We start from the raw sequence: 16,022 nt of genomic DNA, 5'->3' as shown, positions 1-16,022 counted from the left end.
CTCATTAATTTAACCGCCAATGATTGACAGATTGTGCATAATGCCACTATTGGCATCATGCAAATGATGATGCTCAGGTTTAATCGGCATAAAACTATGTAGATCATTGACCAAACCCTGCACATTATTGTTCTGTAAATGCTGACGAATATCATAGTTGCCTTGATCGAATAAGCACAGATGCACTTTGCCTTGACTGCTCACCCGCAGACGATTACAGGTGTCACAGAAATGTGCAGCATAAGGGGCAATCATACCAATGCGCCCCAGATAATCAGGATGGCTGTACTCTACCGCAGGACCATCGCTACTGCCACGCTCATGCGGCTGCCAGCCATGCTCTAATAAATAATCGGTGATAATATCGGACTGGGCATGCTGAGCAAAAAACAGATCGCTATTGTCGCTGGTCTGCATGAATTCAATAAATCGATAAGTCACTCGCCTATCTTTGACGTAGTCGATGGCATCTATCAGATTTTCAAAGGCGGTCTCTGCCATCAATACACTGTTGATTTTGAGCTTGATATTCGTGGTTTGTAGCAACGTATCCATGTCAGCAAGTAGTTGCGGTAAGCTATCAAAGCCTGTCATCTTGTGAAAAGTAGCGGCATCAAAACTGTCCATGCTGATATTTAACTGGTCGAGCCCAGCTGCTTGCCAACTGGCTAAATGCTTACCCAGCTTATAACCATTACTGGTCATCGCCACCGTTTCAATGCCATCAGTTTGTTTGATGGTTTCAATAATCTCGACGACATCGCGACGGATAGAGGGCTCACCGCCAGTGATTCTAACTTTTTTGGTGCCGACTTGAGCAAAGCCGCGTATCAGTGTGGCAATCTCAGGGACACTGAGCTCATCATCAGGGCGTTTGCCTTGATAGCCGTTGGGTAAGCAGTATTCACAGCGAAAGTTACAGAAGTCAGTAATAGACAAACGCAGATAAGTGAGACGTCGAGCAAAACCATCAGTTAACGGTTGAGAGTGCTCAATATCTTGCTCGGTAGGTGCTGCTACAGACGGGGCTTGATAATTATCAAAAGCCGTAGTGGCTGTTAATGTAGACATACTAGGCGAATACAGTTGTGCATGGCCTATCTTAATGTTGTCATCACTCATATTTTCCTACCATCAGTAGTGCTTGTGGGTAGCATTACTTTATTATTCGTGTTTGGCCTACCATTGTATGATTTATTTTCAGTTTTTTTGTATTCATCTTATAGAGATTTAGAAAATTGTCACTACGCATGTAGCCAAGGGAACGGCTGCACAATGACGCTATCACCTGATGCCACATTACCACTGTCTTTGTCCAAAACAACAAAGCAATTCGCTCGGCTAAGCTGTTTGATTCTATGTGATTGCTGACCTGAGAAGCACTCAACTTGATAACTGCCAGCATCGTTTTGTGTGAGAACGCCGCGCTGAAAGTCCTTACGACCGGCTGATTTTCTGATATCGTTTGTGAGCGTTGCTTTGACACTCAGTTGCATAGGTCGCTCTGTTAGACCAGCGCCTGACATTTGCCATAATGCTGGTATCACAAACTGTAGTGCCCCAACGACCGTCGATAATGGATTGCCCGGCAGACCAAAATATAACACGGGTTTAGCTATATCTTTATTTAATTCACCAAACACAAACGGCTTACCCGGCTTCATCGCGACTTTATAGTGGTTAATCTGACCCAGCTGTTCAATCACGGTGGTCAAAAAATCATAATCACCAACCGAGACGCCAGCCGTTGATATCAGGACATCGCAGTCTTGCATTGCTTTATGAACAGCGGCAGTCGTCTGCTCTAGATTGTCAGGGATAATGCCGTAATCACGAATGGTCACTGGCAGATCAGCCAGCATGGTTTTGAGTGTAGGCGTATTGGAATTATATATTTGCGCCAAGCTTGTCAGCTCATTGCCAATAGCGACCAGCTCATCACCAGTTGCTAACAGGCCTATGGTCAATGGCTGAAACACCTTGACTTGGCTGACTCCCAAATTAGCCAATAAGCTAATATCAGCGGCATTCAGGCGTTTACCTACCTTCAATACGGCCTCGCCCGATTCGATTTCTTCACCTTGTTTGCGAATATTGCTATCGATCTGAGCCGTTTGCGACAGCGTCACCGTGTAAGGTTTTGATTTATCGATTGTGTCTCTAATAGCAGCAAAGTTAGTATTCTCTTGCATGATGACCGTGTCACAGCTATCTGGAACGACAGCGCCAGTAAAGATACGTACACCTTGTCCTGCTGTTAAGTCGCCAGTATAAGCACTGCCTGCTTGTGATTCGCCAATGATTTGAATGTTGCTCGTATCTGATATATCGCTGCCATGAGCAATGGCATAACCATCCATCGCTGATAGATTCTGCCTTGGTATATCGAATGTTGCGGTGATATCTTGCGCCAGTATTTGGTTACGACTGTCTAGCAGCTCACAGGTGTTGAGCACCCTTGTTGGTAGTGGAAAGTCATTATTATTATAAGTATCTACGCGCAGCTTTATCGCTGTCTGTAACGCTTCCATCGTAATCATAGTGGCACACTCAGTTTGTCGGTTGTTATTAGGGTCTGTTGAACATTCAAATGTGGCATTGGCGGTGGCTATTTTTTAGACAATACGCAGTGAAATTTTTGACGCCTAGTCATTCTAGGTTAGACAATTTCGCCATGTATTGGCAAAAAATAGTCCCGCCCCGAAGGGCTGATGCTAAAATCACCCCAAACGTTGTTATAAACCTAGCTAAGGTCTCGACATTATCGTCGGTTTACGCCTAGTTTGATGCGATTTTAGCGATCAGCAGTCCTAATATTTGAATGTTCAACAGACCCTAGTATTACATTATAATTATTCATTATAGTGAGGCATTGCTGACAGTTTATCATTTGCAGCCCGTATTTTTTGCTATCAGCGTTAATTGCATCTCTTCTACAATTGCATCCTTTCTATTTGTTGTAGCCGGTTTTATATAACGTCAATGTAGGCATACTTACGTTTTCGGTAGCACCACAAACATAGGTCTCTATAGCGCCCTGCTCGTTAAACACTAACAGATAATCGACATTAGGGCATGTCCTCAATCTGAACGGAAGAGACTAAACAGGCTAAATACTACCAAACTGTGTCAAATAGCTGGTCAATATCTCGATATTATCTACGCTATTTTTCTTGTTTGGCTACCGTTTATCTCATTTTATCTCGTTTTTATCGCCATTTTTAAAATGATGACATGCCCGAATAATGAGTATTTAATTTCAAGTAAGCTGCTACTTGTAAATCAATGCCTTTAGATAGGGCATAAAAAAGCACCTAGGTTAAGGTGCTTTTTTGTGTTCATAATTATTTATAATCATGAACACAGTCGTCAAAAACGGTGGCGTTGATTATTGCATAATAACGCCAGCAACCAACTTCACCATGATGTCAATGAAGAAGCACTACGCTGACTGATAAAACCGTCTGGCGTTTGGCTATTATCGGCTTGCCAGCGCTGGAATGCTTTGCGGGTATTGGTACCGATAATACCATCTGTACCTTTGGTGTCATAACCTGCACTGGTTAAGCGCTGCTGCAATCTGGTCACTTGAGAAGTCGATAATGGGTTTTCGTAGCGCGGCCATGATTTTCGTAGACCACTTTGCCCAGCCAGTGCTTTACCGAGCAAGCTCACACCCAGCGCATAGCTCGATGAGTTGTTATAGACTTTGATCACATCAAAATTTGGGCTTAACAATAGCACTGGGCCATCTTTACCCGCTGGTAGCCATAGCTCCATTTGCGTATTGGCATCAAGATAAATATCATCTATGGTATCAACGCCAAGCGCTGCCCATCTGGCCGCAGGTTGCTTGCTACCGACAACCGAGTAATCAAATGAAGCCGGAACCGTTACTTCATAAAAAGGCGCCAGACCGCGAACCCAGCCTGAATTGCTGAGATAATTGGCAGTAGAAGCCAAGGCATCACCCGTTGACCATGGGTTGCGATGACCATTACTATCGCCATCGACACCATGCTCTAACCAAGTACCTGGGATGAACTGCGTCTGTCCCATACCGCCAGCCCAAGAGCCTTCTAACTGCGACCAAGACACATCACCACGCTGTAATAGCGTCGCTAATGATAGTAACTGCGTTTCGGCGAACTCTTGGCGACGACCATCATAAGCAAGGCTAGAGAGTGCGCTTGGCAAATCGCTATTGCCAGTCACCACACCGTATGACGACTCCATGCCCCAAATCGCGGCGATGGTTTCGGCACTTACCCCATACTGCGATTCTAATTGTGACAAAAATGCCCGTTGCTCAGCAAACTTACGCTTACCCGTACTCACACGCCCATCTGATACCGCAGAATCAACATATTCCCACGGCATCTTTGAAAACTCCGGCTGTCCTGAGTCAAGCGAGATGACCTGCTGATTTAAGTAAGCAGAATCCATCAGACGTCGAACCGTTGAGGCATCATAGCCTGATGACAGCGCACGCATGGAGAAGTCAGACTTCCAATCAGAAAAGCTGTTGTAGCTTGGTTTTGCCACTGGCTGCGGCTTGATGACCGGTGCTGGTGTTGGCTTTACTTGGATGGTTTGGGTCTGGGTAATCTGTACATTACCTTGACGCACAGGCTTGCTAGGCTTTTGCATCGCCTGTTGACTGGTACAACCTACCATCACTAAGGCAGGAAGAAGGGCAATATACTGTTTTTTTAACATCATAAAAACTCTCAATTATGAATAAGTGACTTAGCGATTAGCGGCAACAATTAGCAGCAGTTCATCAAATTTAACGTCAAGGTATTTAACGTCTAAGCATTTAACGTCAAGGCATTTAACGTCCAAGTACAGCCCGTGGATCGATAGGATTGCCATTCAAGCGTACTTGAAACTCTAGGCCGACTTGGTTGGTTTGACCACTGCTACCCATACTGGCAATACGCTGGCCAAGTTGTACTTGCTCGCCTTCTTTGACCAGTAATTGACTATTGTGAGCATAGGCGGTGATGTAATTATCGCTGTGGCGAATCATGATGAGGTTGCCATACTCTAGTAGACCACTGCCCGAATACAGCACGGTACCAGATTGGCTGGCAAGCACAGGATCACCTTCGTTACCAGCAAACCACATGCCCATGTTACCCGCTGCCGCATCAAAGTTGCGAACCACTTGGTTACGACTTGGATAGTCATAGCCTGATGTCGCGTTGGCCGTTACTTCATATGCTGGCGTTGGCATGCTGGTGACAGGAGGGGTATAAGTCGGCTGTGACGGAGCAGAAGTATTAGCACCATTATAAGTGTTATAGCGATTGTTGCTAGCTGCCGTTACTGGCGCTCCTTCCCATAGCTTCAGCCATTGACCGCTATAGATGGTATATTTACTATCCAAACCGTTCATCGCCCCAATTTGACGATAGCTCAAGCGATAGCGCTCAGCGATTTGACTGACCGTATCGCCACGCTGCACGCGATGATAGTTAGGAACGCCTTTAGCATTGGTAATAATCTTAGGTCCCGCTTGGTTAGCTGATTGGTAAGTAGGCTTCGTCGCACAGCCGACTATCGCTAACGATGCTGCTGTCAACGTTCCTATCAATGCTACCGTTGCCAAGCGCGATCCAGCAATAAGCTTCTTCATACAAGATTTCCTATTCTTTATGTTACTCACAAACTCCTTGTGCTAATCACAAGCATTTTGCTAACTTTTATACCGTTTAATTTTTGTCAAATACCATCATCAACAACTCGATAATAAATGATTTTTCTAATCTTTGGCAGCGCTAAATTATAGCATTAACGCCGACAGCCTATTGAGAGTGTCTGCTGGCGTATGATGCAAGCGTACTGGCGATAGACTAATATAACCCGCTGCCACCGCTTGGTCGTCCGTCATATTAGTTGCCGATGACTGAGTGTCTTCAATTTCTGATGGCGACTTGTATTGCTGCTTACGTAGCGATAGCCAATAGGCATCTCGCCCGCGCGGATCCACCATATGGTGCACAGGCCGTGCTATTTGGCTATGTCCCAGACAGGTAATTTTTCGGCCTTTGATATCATCGGCATCATTTACATCGGGGATATTAACGTTTAATACATGATAGGGCAAACTTTTGAATGCCTCTACTATAGATGTTTCGGTTAGCAGTTTGACGATTTCATCGGCGGCCATTTGATAGCGGCTCGTTTGATCTTGTCCATCGCCTGTCATCCTTGCACCGACTAGAGAAGTTGCAATTGCAGGTAAACCAAAGAGCTGTGCGGTCAATGCTGCGCCAAAAGTGCCCGAAAATAAGACATCTTGCCCCAAATTGGCTCCTGAATTAATACCAGTAATGACGCAGTCAAAGTGCGTGTCTTGATATAGCTCGTGTAACGCCAAATAAACACAGTCCGCAGGCGATCCATTAACCGCGATAAACCCCGAGGGTAAGTGATGAGTATATAACGGCTGGGAGATGCTCAAGGCGCTACCACAGCCGCTCTGCTCATTGTTTGGGGCGACTACCATCACCTCGCCAACCTTTGATAAGGCTTGCGCCAGCGCTAACAATCCTGGCGCATGTACCCCATCATCATTACTAACTAAAAATTTCATTTGTACTCAATATATTTAGGTTTGACCGTCTGTCTGCTTGTCTACTTTAAAAGGATAAAATTGTTATACTCAACCCGTTATTTGACGGTTTATTGCTTAGCGCAACTCACACTGACGGACGGCTAAAAACGATTGTTATCACTTGGTTTTCTTATAGCAATGGTCATCATTAGGTAGCACCTTACCCTTATAACGGTGTTAGGTGCAACGACATTGTGGGCGATTATACCTTAATCGTGGAGAGACACGAACCCACTCTTTGCGCTGAATTTGCCTGTTGCTTGACATCATCCTTGATCTTTCATGGCAGTCAAATCGCAATCTGAAAGTAAAACTGGTCGGTAACACGTTACAATAGACAACAACGCACAACAATATAAACTTATACTTTTATGCTGACGTAACTTATAAGCTGATGCTACTGATATGTTGCTGCAAAATGCCTTTGGCTCACAATATATCTACACATAAATCAATATTTTATGTGACTTTTGTTTTTTTACCCATTAACATATGACCATTAAATAAAGATAAGCGAGTGTGATACTGAATGAATAATCAATCGATATTATCTATAGCTTCTGTGATAGCAAAGACCGCCTCAAAAATTGGTTTTGCAGGACTGATAACGTCTGTTGCCATGCTGTCTCAAGCGACCAATGCTGCACCCAATCCAGCAACCACTATCCCATTGGATATGTCTGGTATGAATATCACCAAGCATGAAATTGCCGTGATGCAAGTATTGTCTGAGATTTGTCCACCGATGCTAAATGGCAAACAGAAACAGCGTTTTTATAAGTCTTATACTGTTCAGTTGCATGAATTGATGCCGTCTTTAGAAGATCCGAAAGCGGCGATTCAATATCTATCAACACAGCAGGATTATCGCCAAATACTACAAGGCATCCGTAGCTGGACCATGGGCTTCTCCAAGCAAGAGAACAAAGCCTTGTGTGAAGATTTGGCAAATGCTGAATATTAATTACGATGCTTTTAGTTATATCACTAAAACGCAGACATTATTAAACCTAAGAATAGTACTCTATATAACCAGCTCTATTATTCAATCGAATTGAATCAGCAACAAACAACCATAAAAAGCACAGATATTGCTGCTTTTTCCTTACCAAATTCAATAACTGGAATGATAGCGTAACGGGCTTAATGAATAAGCTCATTACTCTTAGAAGAAGCTTGCTGTCACCTGACTGTTCAATTGCAGTTGGTGCGGCAAGCTTTTTTGTGGTACGTGAAAAATATGCATAAATCCTGATATATCGAAACGCTTTATAAGCGTTGTCTCTCTTTTTTAGTTGCGTCCTATTTTTTGTATTTATCGATTCCCCATCGGTTGGCATTTTGCTAAGATAAGGCGTTAATTTTATGTCCGTCGCTCAGGCATGGTTTTCCTCATTCACATACTCTTTTAAAACCTTATATTTAGCACATACGGTTTGATAGAAGGTGTGAGGTTTATTACCAGCTATGATGCGACAGATACATTTGGTTCCATGATGCGGTGTAACAATCTATGACAGTAAAGCGTGTAAAAAAACAGCTGGTGCAGCTGGTAGTTGGCATGAGTATTTCTATGAGTGCAGTGATGGCGAGCGCCGCCATTCAGCCACCTGAAATGGAAAATACAGCCTATGTGCTAATGGACTACAATACTGGTGAAATTTTGGCACAAAAAAATGCCAATCAAGCTCTTCCACCAGCGTCTCTGACGAAAATGATGACCAGTTACATCATTGAGCAGCGCTTAGCATCAGGTGATCTCAAAGAAGACGAACAAGTATTGATGAGCAAAAATGCTTGGTGTCGCGGTAGTAGCAGTCAATCTTGCATGTATGTGCCGGTGAACAAGACGGCCAGCGTTATCGATATGCTGCGCGGTATTATCATTCAATCAGGTAATGATGCCTCAAAAGCGATGGCAGAGCATATTGCTGGCAGCGAAGACTCATTTGCTATTTTAATGAATGAGCAAGCGCAAAAGCTTGGTATGGAGAACACCCACTTCGTTAACTCTACGGGCATGCCTGACGAAGGTCATGAAGCCTCTGCATTGGATTTGGCCAAGTTGGCGCGCGCTATCGTCAAAAATAGCGGTGACTATTATGGTATTTATGCCGAAAAAGAGTTCACCTATAACGGTATTACTCAAGGTAACCGTAATGCTCTACTTGCAACCGATCCAACCGTTGATGGTCTAAAAACTGGCCACACTGATGCAGCAGGCTATTGCTTAGCGGCTTCAAGCAATCGTGATGGCATGCGCTTGATTTCTGTGATTATGGGAACAGAGAGCCAGCAAGCACGTGCCGATCAATCACGTGAGCTGCTCAACTGGGGCTTTGGTCATTTTACTACCGTAACCAAGGCACCTGCTGGCCAATTCGTAAGCAAGATACCTGTATGGTTTGGAGAAGCTGAGGAAGTAGAGCTAACCACTGGTGACAACCTGCAAATTTTGACCAGCAAAACGCAGAAAAATAAAATCACGACCGTGGTTGATATCCCTGAAAGCCTAGAAGCACCTATCAAAAAGGGTCAAGAAGTTGGAAAATTGATGGCTGTCATTGATGGTAAAGCAGTCGCATCAGTGCCTATCATCGCGACCAATGATGTCGAGCAATCAGGCTTTATGAGTCGTATGTGGCAACATGCGGTACGCTGGGTACAAAACTTATTTTAAATTGGTGCTTTAGAGCGTGTCCTCAATTCAATCGATAGTTATCTAAATGGGTTAAAAATGGCTAAATCTTGTCAAATGGCGTCAAATAGCTGACTAATATCTCGATATTATCTGCGCTATTTTCCTTGTTTGACTGCGATTTATCTCATTTTTATCACCATTTTTAAAATGAGGACACGCCCTAGTAATAACACAAATACTTTTTAAAAGTATCAATTAATAAAAAAGACGCCTTAAATATGGGCGTCTTTTTTATTGCTATGTTAAGGCGTGTTGAGGTTTACGCTAATTTATATTGAAACCAGTTCATTTGATGTAAGGTTATCTCTAAACTTAGTCTGTCTAGGCTAATCACTTTCAGAATAATTTATTTAAAAGCCATCCCTTTAAAATAAGAAAGTTTTATAATGAGTTAAGCCCATATTAGCCAACTTTTTAGCAGATCACTTAAGGCTTTATCATCATAGGCGGCGCTATGGCAATAATCGACACCTGCCGCTTTTAGCCCATGCTCAAAACTGTCTAAATATTGCGACTGATCTGGGGCGAACCAATACACTAATAAAGCACGGTACTCACTCTGGTAGCTTTCAAACTGGCGTATACGCTTGGCTATGACTTCAGCATTACTGGAGGGTACGTCTTCTGCAAACATCACCATATCGACTTTTCTCGTATTTAGCTCATCGATAACGAGATGCCCCTGCTGATGACAGATGACCACCGCTCCCAAACGCTGTAGCTCATCCACCAAAAACCCTGTTTCATGAATATAATAATAAACCACAACCAAACCAGCCAACAGGTTTTGCTGATGAACTTGGTGTTTATTGGGCAAAGGAATAGTGAACATGAACTGTGTACCGACGCCTAAGGTACTCTCAACCTCGATAGTCGCGCTCATTAGCTGAGCGATTTGTTTGACCACTGGCAAGCCGATACCCGTCCCCTCATATTGACGGGTTTGTGATGAATCCACCTGAAAAAATGGGTTGAAAATATCCTCGATATAATCACTATCGATCCCAATACCGGTATCTTTAATAGTGATTTGCCAACGGTTACTGTTGTCAAAGTGGGTCAATTGCGAGGTAATACTCACTTGCCCTACTGGGGTAAACTTAATCGCATTACTAAGGAGTATCGATAATACCTGTTTTATTTTGTCGACATCGCCTTCAAGAGTATAGTCTATATGATAGACATGGCTGAGTAACGTCAAGCCTTTTTGTTTAGCAATAGACTCAAAATCCACCAACAGATCAGCAATTAACTGAAGCGGATTAAACTCGCTCGAATGGATGCTAATCTGACCTTTTTGTATTTGATTCAACTGAATGATTTGGTCAAGTGACAATACCAATTTTTCACTGCCATTACGAATGATATCTAACGCGTCTTTTTGCTCATCACTTAGTCGCTCATCATCTAATATCTGTAAGCCGCCCACAATAGCATTCAGCGAGGTTTTTAACTCATGGGTAATCATGCTTTGAAAATTATGCAACTGTACATTTAAAGACAAATCCTTATGATGTAACTGCTGCTCAAAAACAGCAAGTGACTCATAGTCTTGTTGTGCCTTTTGCAAGCGATCAAACAAGACCGTAAAAGTCTGCTTAATTTGCAGCAGTTCTTGAAACTCAAACTGCTGCGAAATAACGGGCAGCTGTTCAAGCTCTGGGTGCTTGCTAACGATTTCACATACGTCGGTTAGCGCTGCAATATCTTTGACAGGCCAGCTGAGTTTGCGCAGAATATATAGCATCCAAATGACAGCCAATATAGTGGTGATAAGCCATAATAGTAAGTTACTGCGCAACCAGTTGGCACGCAGTTTATCTACGTCTAAAGTTATATTAATATAGCCAACCAAGGTACTATCATCAGTTAACGCCTCAAGGTCTGGCGGATCGATCATGTTATCTGATAAAGACTTGTCTGTTTGCTCAGTAGCGGCTATCGTTGCAGCGCTATCGGTAGTGATATCGTCACTGACAACCGGATAATTGAAGCTGACCGTATCAGCGAACAAAGCGTTTTGCCAATCATCGTGTGACTGGTAGGCTGTGAACCTATCTATATCTGCAATAGGCTGCGGTGTTGAATAAAATAAAATACTTTGGATATTTGGTTCTGCCGCCAACACAATACTGACTTGTCTGGCAACAGTATCTGCACCGTCTATCGTCGATGCACTGCTCGTCAATAAGGCAGCCAACTGCTGAATATGGCGATGCTGTTGCTGATAGTGATGCACAAAGCCATAGACAAAAGACAATAGAATACCTACCAGCACAGCCAAAATGATGGCTTGCACGACAGAGCGCCAGATAAACTTAGGAAGGATTTGCAACGGTTGGTTGTTCATGTCACTCAACTGAGTTAAGACGACTGGTTATTTATATTACAGGTATTTGCAAGATATGATAAGAGCAACATTAGTAGACTCTGTTGCAGCCTTGTTATAACAAAGCTGCAGCAGAGTCTACCTTGGTGCTTTATAAAGAGCTAAAAGGTAATAAGTCTACCGCGTTAACGAGGTTTTTTATCTTTGGTGGTGAACTTTTGCGCTCGATTGCGTTCACGCTGACGCAACTGCTGCGCCTTCGCTTTGGTCGGCGTATCGCTTTTGTTGGCGTATGGGTTTTCGTTCAGCTTAAAGACTACGTTAAGCGGTGTGCCTTCGAGCTTGAACACCTGACGGAATTGGTTTTCTAGGTAGCGCTGATAGCTTTTAGGCAGCGAGCCAGTTTGGTTACCATGGATAACTATCACGGGTGGATTGTGACCACCAATATGGGCATAACGTAGCTTGATACGACGACCAGCAACCGTCGGTGGCGGATTAGCGGTCACTGCATCTTGTAAAATTTGGGTCAAACGGTTGGTTGACACTTCAAACATAGAAGATTGATAAGCGCGTAGGATAGATGGATATAAATTACCCACACCAGTACCATGTAATGCTGAGATTAGATGCACTTTTACATACGGAATGAAGTTAAAACGGCGATCCATCTCAATTTTGATATAGTCTCTTTGATCTTGTGTCAGACCATCCCATTTATTGATCGCTACCACTAAGGCACGACCTGCATCGAGTGCATAGCCTATCATATGCAAATCTTGATCAACGATACCTTCGTGGGCATCGATGACAATAACCGTGACGTTAGAGTCTTCAATCGCTTGCAAGGTTTTGATAACCGAGAATTTCTCTACTTTTTCATCGATTTTTCCGCGGCGACGAACACCAGCGGTATCAATCAATACGTAGTCTTTGCCATCGCGCTTATAAGGGATATAAATGCTGTCACGTGTGGTGCCAGGCATGTCAAACACCACGACGCGATCTTCACCCAATAAGCGGTTTACCAAGGTAGATTTACCAACGTTTGGACGACCGATAATGGCAAGCTTTAAGCCTCTTGGTTCTACCATCGCATCTTGTTCAGGCATATCGGCGGTCAGTATTTCTAGTAAATTACCGACACCGCGACCATGACTGGCAGCCATTGGATACGGCTCGCCCAAGCCTAAAGCATAAAACTCTGCAGGCGCGGAGTCATGTACACCATCGACTTTATTGGCAACCACATAAACGGGTTTACCAAGGGTATGCAAGAACTTACCGATTTCGGCATCAGCGCCAATCATACCAGCACGAGCATCAACCACAAATACGATGATATCCGCTTCGTGAATAGCAGTATGCGACTGCTCAGACATATAATCATCGATGTTGCCGCTACCATCATCAGCTTCACCAATACCGCCCGTATCGACGACAATAAAGGCTTTGCCTTCATATACCGCATCGCCGTATTGACGGTCACGAGTCAGCCCTGACAAATCAGCAACCAGTGCCTGCCGACTTTTAGTGAACTGATTAAATAAGGTAGATTTACCGACGTTTGGACGACCAATTAAGGCGACCACAGGCTTGATACTCATGGGTTACTCTCAGTGAAGGGTACAATGACGGATAAGACAGCTACTCGTTTAATGATATGAGTAAATATACTGCGCTTGACCGTAAACTAAAATGAATGATAAATATAAAACGATATAGTCAATACTCTATAAATAAAATACGATGTCAGGCTCGCTTAGTCTACTATTTGTAGTACTTTCACTCGCCTTTCTTGTCTCTAAATTATATTGAACTGACTATAGCAATAAAAATGAATTATTGGCTATTTTACAGTGAATAGTGGGCATACCTAGCTAGTAGTATTATTTATGAATACTGTTTATAGGTATTCTATACAGACACTACATACCACTATTATATAGAGATAATGTTGGCAGCGCATCGGTCGCATAGAGTACGCGAAACCTCAGCGTTAAACAAGCCATTTGCAAAAGGCACGAAACGCCGACGAAGCAGCGTTTATTCCTCGTAACGTCGGCATAGCCTCATCATAGCATCGACATTGAGCAGTACGCTTAATCACAGGCTTAAAAAACCTTATTAATAAAGCGCCTGCCCATAAAATCTTAGCGAGCCAATTGCCAAATAGCCACTTGACCAGAGGTACTTTGGGTCAGCAAACGGCTACCTTCTGCTTGCAAGTTGGTGAGCGCGCCTTTGGTCTCTACACGGCTGACGATTTTTCCGCTGGCAGGGTCAAATAAATGCACGACCCCATCATAATCACCCACTGCAATATAGTTTCCAATCATAACAGGGTTGGTTAAGTGGCGATAAGCCAACTCTTCACTTTCCCACAACATCTCACCACTGTTGCGATCATAAGCAACCACTTTTCCGTCTAAGCTGGTGGCAATGACTTGCTGGTTGTTTACTGTAAGCGCTTTTAGGCTAGCAAGATCATTAATGAACATGACTTGACGTGACGCTAAATCAATGCCTAATAATTGCCCACTATAGCTAATGGCAAACAGCTGATTGTTACTGACGACAGGCTTGCCATCGACATCGCTCATACGCTCAACTTCGCTACTGCCCGCACCAACACCAACACGTCTTGACCACTGCGGTAAACCGCTATCGGTAGTCACAGCATGTAAACGCCCATCAGCCGTAGCCAATAATGCTGTTTTATCATCTAACAAAGTTGGTGCCGCACTACCACGTACGCTGATAGCGGGTACTTGGGTAGCAAATTGCCATACTGACTGGCCAGTCTGTAGTGATAAGCCGTGCAAGAAACCATCATTAGCTGACAAAATCACCCGATTATTAGTAATAAGTGCTGGTGACAATACCGATCCTGATAACTGCTGCTGCCAGCGTTTTGCGCCAGTAGTGCTATCAAAGGCCATAATTTGACCGCCACGCGTACTGACAATCGCAGTTTGACTCAAGGCATCTATTGCAACACCACCTGTGATTTGATCACCTACATTCACTGACCACAGCTCTTGACCGGCATTATTAAAACCAGTCAAATCACCACCGCGCGAAGCAGTAACAATTTGCGAGTTGGCGTAACCCACTTGCAAATCAAGTGGATCTTTTTTGCTGGCTTTTTTGTTACCGACATCAGTGCTAAACACGGGCTGTAGCACGCTAATAGGCTGCGCAATTTGCACCAGTTTAACAGGATCGTTGACGACAGGTTTGATACCGCGATTACAGCCAGCGACAGCTGTTGCCATCGCTGCGATGACAGCCACATGCATGATCGTCATCTTGATGGTTTTAGCCTTTAACGTGTTGCTAGAGCAAATAGATTGAGTCATTATAAGTTCTCACTACAAATAAATTAACAATTAATAAATTAGTCATCAGTAAATAAGCAATTGATCCGTAATAAAAAAGTTCGGTATATTGACCTTAACTTTGAATACTACCCTGCTGACTTGCTGCGCTACTTAGTTTGTAGAACGGTTTTAGTCATTCGATAATTGAGTTATCAGATAAATCATTAAAACTAAGAGGGTTGCTCAGTAGCAGCTGTCGTATTTTCAATCACTAATGGCTGCTCAGCAGTGGCAGACTCTTGAATTAGGCTAGCTTGCGACTCGATAGGCTCAGGCACGATACCAAGACTTTCCATTTTTAAAGCCAATACCGCACGTGTTTCTTGACGACTGCGTAATAATTCCCAAGCATTGTTATAAGACTTAATCGCTGAGTCTTTATTGTCTTGTGCCAAATACACATCGCCCAATAGCTCTTGCTGACTGGCTTCAAATGAGCTTGGCATATCGTTGTTGGCTTCGGCTAAGGCTGCATCTGCATCACCAGCAGCCAAGAGCGTTTTGGCATAACGCAGACGAGTAATTGCTGTTAAACCTGCATCACCCAAATCGATTGCCAGTGCTTTTTTTAGCGTCTCGCTTGCCCCTGTAAAGTCATCACTATCAACTTGCTGGCGCGCTTTAATCATCAGTGCTTGCCACGCATAAACTGACTCACCATGCGTGCTCACCAAAGTATCAATATCTTTATCTAACTGCGTACGGCTCTCTGCCAGTGCCGTTTTCGCCTCTGCTTCTAAATCTGGGTTCTGTGATGCCAGACTGACTTCTTCATTCAACCGCTGGATGTCCGCATAATGATCAGCAGCAACCGTATCCACACGGGCATGATTGTCCTGCCAATACGTCCAGCCAAAATAAGCAGCCAGTGCCAACAGAATCGCAGTGACAATATAACTGCCGTACTGTTTTAGGGCTTGCATTGAGTTGTCTGCATTCGGCGAATTGGGTGTCAGAGCCATAGGTAGTTACCTGATATAATTGTTA

General features: G+C 43.7%; 11 protein-coding genes. 2 read left to right on the top strand and 9 right to left on the bottom strand.

The genetic code is table 11. The features are described from left to right. Positions 1-9: 9 nt before the first annotated feature. From moaA to surE, 5 genes are all read right to left on the bottom strand, one after another. Entirely contained in the window at positions 10-1,122 is a 1,113-nt protein-coding gene (gene moaA / locus RH96_RS06985; protein ID WP_010199054.1) for a GTP 3',8-cyclase MoaA, read from the bottom strand. A 122-nt stretch (positions 1,123-1,244) separates the two neighbouring features. After that, positions 1,245-2,540 (bottom strand): gephyrin-like molybdotransferase Glp, encoded by a 1,296-nt coding sequence (gene glp, locus RH96_RS06980; protein WP_026037197.1) that lies wholly within the window; start codon positions 2,538-2,540, stop codon positions 1,245-1,247. Positions 2,541-3,417: 877 nt separating this feature from the next. Then, positions 3,418-4,722 carry a lytic murein transglycosylase gene (locus tag RH96_RS06975; protein WP_010199050.1) on the bottom strand — a complete coding sequence of 435 codons (1,305 nt, stop codon included), beginning with the start codon at positions 4,720-4,722 and terminating at the stop codon, positions 3,418-3,420. Between the two features lie 112 nt (positions 4,723-4,834). Next, positions 4,835-5,641, bottom strand: a complete 807-nt coding sequence (locus tag RH96_RS06970) for a peptidoglycan DD-metalloendopeptidase family protein (RefSeq protein WP_010199048.1) — start codon at positions 5,639-5,641, stop codon at positions 4,835-4,837. A gap of 147 nt (positions 5,642-5,788) precedes the next feature. Then, positions 5,789-6,601, bottom strand: coding sequence for a 5'/3'-nucleotidase SurE (surE, locus tag RH96_RS06965; protein ID WP_010199045.1), 813 nt, complete (start codon positions 6,599-6,601; stop codon positions 5,789-5,791). Positions 6,602-7,151: 550 nt separating this feature from the next. On the opposite strand from surE, the gene RH96_RS06960 reads away from it, so the two are divergent. Then, positions 7,152-7,586 carry an MCR_0457 family protein gene (locus tag RH96_RS06960; protein WP_010199041.1) on the top strand — a complete coding sequence of 145 codons (435 nt, stop codon included), beginning with the start codon at positions 7,152-7,154 and terminating at the stop codon, positions 7,584-7,586. Between the two features lie 549 nt (positions 7,587-8,135). Further along, complete coding sequence (locus RH96_RS06950; RefSeq protein ID WP_010199038.1) at positions 8,136-9,302, top strand: D-alanyl-D-alanine carboxypeptidase family protein; 1,167 nt, start codon at positions 8,136-8,138, stop codon at positions 9,300-9,302. 412 nt (positions 9,303-9,714) lie between these two features. On the opposite strand, the gene RH96_RS06945 is transcribed toward RH96_RS06950, so the two are convergent. The 4 genes from RH96_RS06945 to RH96_RS06930 all read right to left on the bottom strand — a co-directional run bounded on the left by RH96_RS06945 (position 9,715) and on the right by RH96_RS06930 (position 15,997). Beyond that, complete coding sequence (locus tag RH96_RS06945) at positions 9,715-11,673, bottom strand: sensor histidine kinase (protein WP_010199036.1); 1,959 nt, start codon at positions 11,671-11,673, stop codon at positions 9,715-9,717. A 164-nt stretch (positions 11,674-11,837) separates the two neighbouring features. Next, positions 11,838-13,259 carry a ribosome biogenesis GTPase Der gene (gene der / locus RH96_RS06940; RefSeq protein WP_010199034.1) on the bottom strand — a complete coding sequence of 474 codons (1,422 nt, stop codon included), beginning with the start codon at positions 13,257-13,259 and terminating at the stop codon, positions 11,838-11,840. Between the two features lie 546 nt (positions 13,260-13,805). Beyond that, positions 13,806-15,014 (bottom strand): outer membrane protein assembly factor BamB, encoded by a 1,209-nt coding sequence (gene bamB / locus RH96_RS06935; RefSeq protein ID WP_010199033.1) that lies wholly within the window; start codon positions 15,012-15,014, stop codon positions 13,806-13,808. 191 nt (positions 15,015-15,205) lie between these two features. Continuing rightward, positions 15,206-15,997: a YfgM family protein gene (locus RH96_RS06930; RefSeq protein WP_010199032.1), complete on the bottom strand. Its 792-nt coding sequence runs from the start codon at positions 15,995-15,997 to the stop codon at positions 15,206-15,208. Between the last annotated feature and the right edge of the window lie 25 nt (positions 15,998-16,022).

Source organism: Psychrobacter sp. PAMC 21119, assembly GCF_000247495.1.
GTDB lineage: Bacteria > Pseudomonadota > Gammaproteobacteria > Pseudomonadales > Moraxellaceae > Psychrobacter > Psychrobacter glaciei.
The sequence above is the reverse complement of the archived record's forward strand: the minus strand, read 5'-3'. Positions and strand labels throughout refer to the sequence as shown.

Excerpts from the sequence above, each read along its gene's own strand:
- moaA (WP_010199054.1), bottom strand. The coding sequence starts at position 1,122 with ATGAGTGATGACAACATTAAGATAGGCCATGCACAACTGTATTCGCCT.
- glp (WP_026037197.1), bottom strand. The coding sequence starts at position 2,540 with ATGATTACGATGGAAGCGTTACAGACAGCGATAAAGCTGCGCGTAGAT.
- RH96_RS06975 (WP_010199050.1), bottom strand. The coding sequence starts at position 4,722 with ATGATGTTAAAAAAACAGTATATTGCCCTTCTTCCTGCCTTAGTGATG.
- RH96_RS06970 (WP_010199048.1), bottom strand. The coding sequence starts at position 5,641 with ATGAAGAAGCTTATTGCTGGATCGCGCTTGGCAACGGTAGCATTGATA.
- surE (WP_010199045.1), bottom strand. The coding sequence starts at position 6,601 with ATGAAATTTTTAGTTAGTAATGATGATGGGGTACATGCGCCAGGATTG.
- RH96_RS06960 (WP_010199041.1), top strand. The coding sequence starts at position 7,152 with ATGAATAATCAATCGATATTATCTATAGCTTCTGTGATAGCAAAGACC.
- RH96_RS06950 (WP_010199038.1), top strand. The coding sequence starts at position 8,136 with ATGACAGTAAAGCGTGTAAAAAAACAGCTGGTGCAGCTGGTAGTTGGC.
- RH96_RS06945 (WP_010199036.1), bottom strand. The coding sequence starts at position 11,673 with ATGAACAACCAACCGTTGCAAATCCTTCCTAAGTTTATCTGGCGCTCT.
- der (WP_010199034.1), bottom strand. The coding sequence starts at position 13,259 with ATGAGTATCAAGCCTGTGGTCGCCTTAATTGGTCGTCCAAACGTCGGT.
- bamB (WP_010199033.1), bottom strand. The coding sequence starts at position 15,014 with ATGACTCAATCTATTTGCTCTAGCAACACGTTAAAGGCTAAAACCATC.
- RH96_RS06930 (WP_010199032.1), bottom strand. The coding sequence starts at position 15,997 with ATGGCTCTGACACCCAATTCGCCGAATGCAGACAACTCAATGCAAGCC.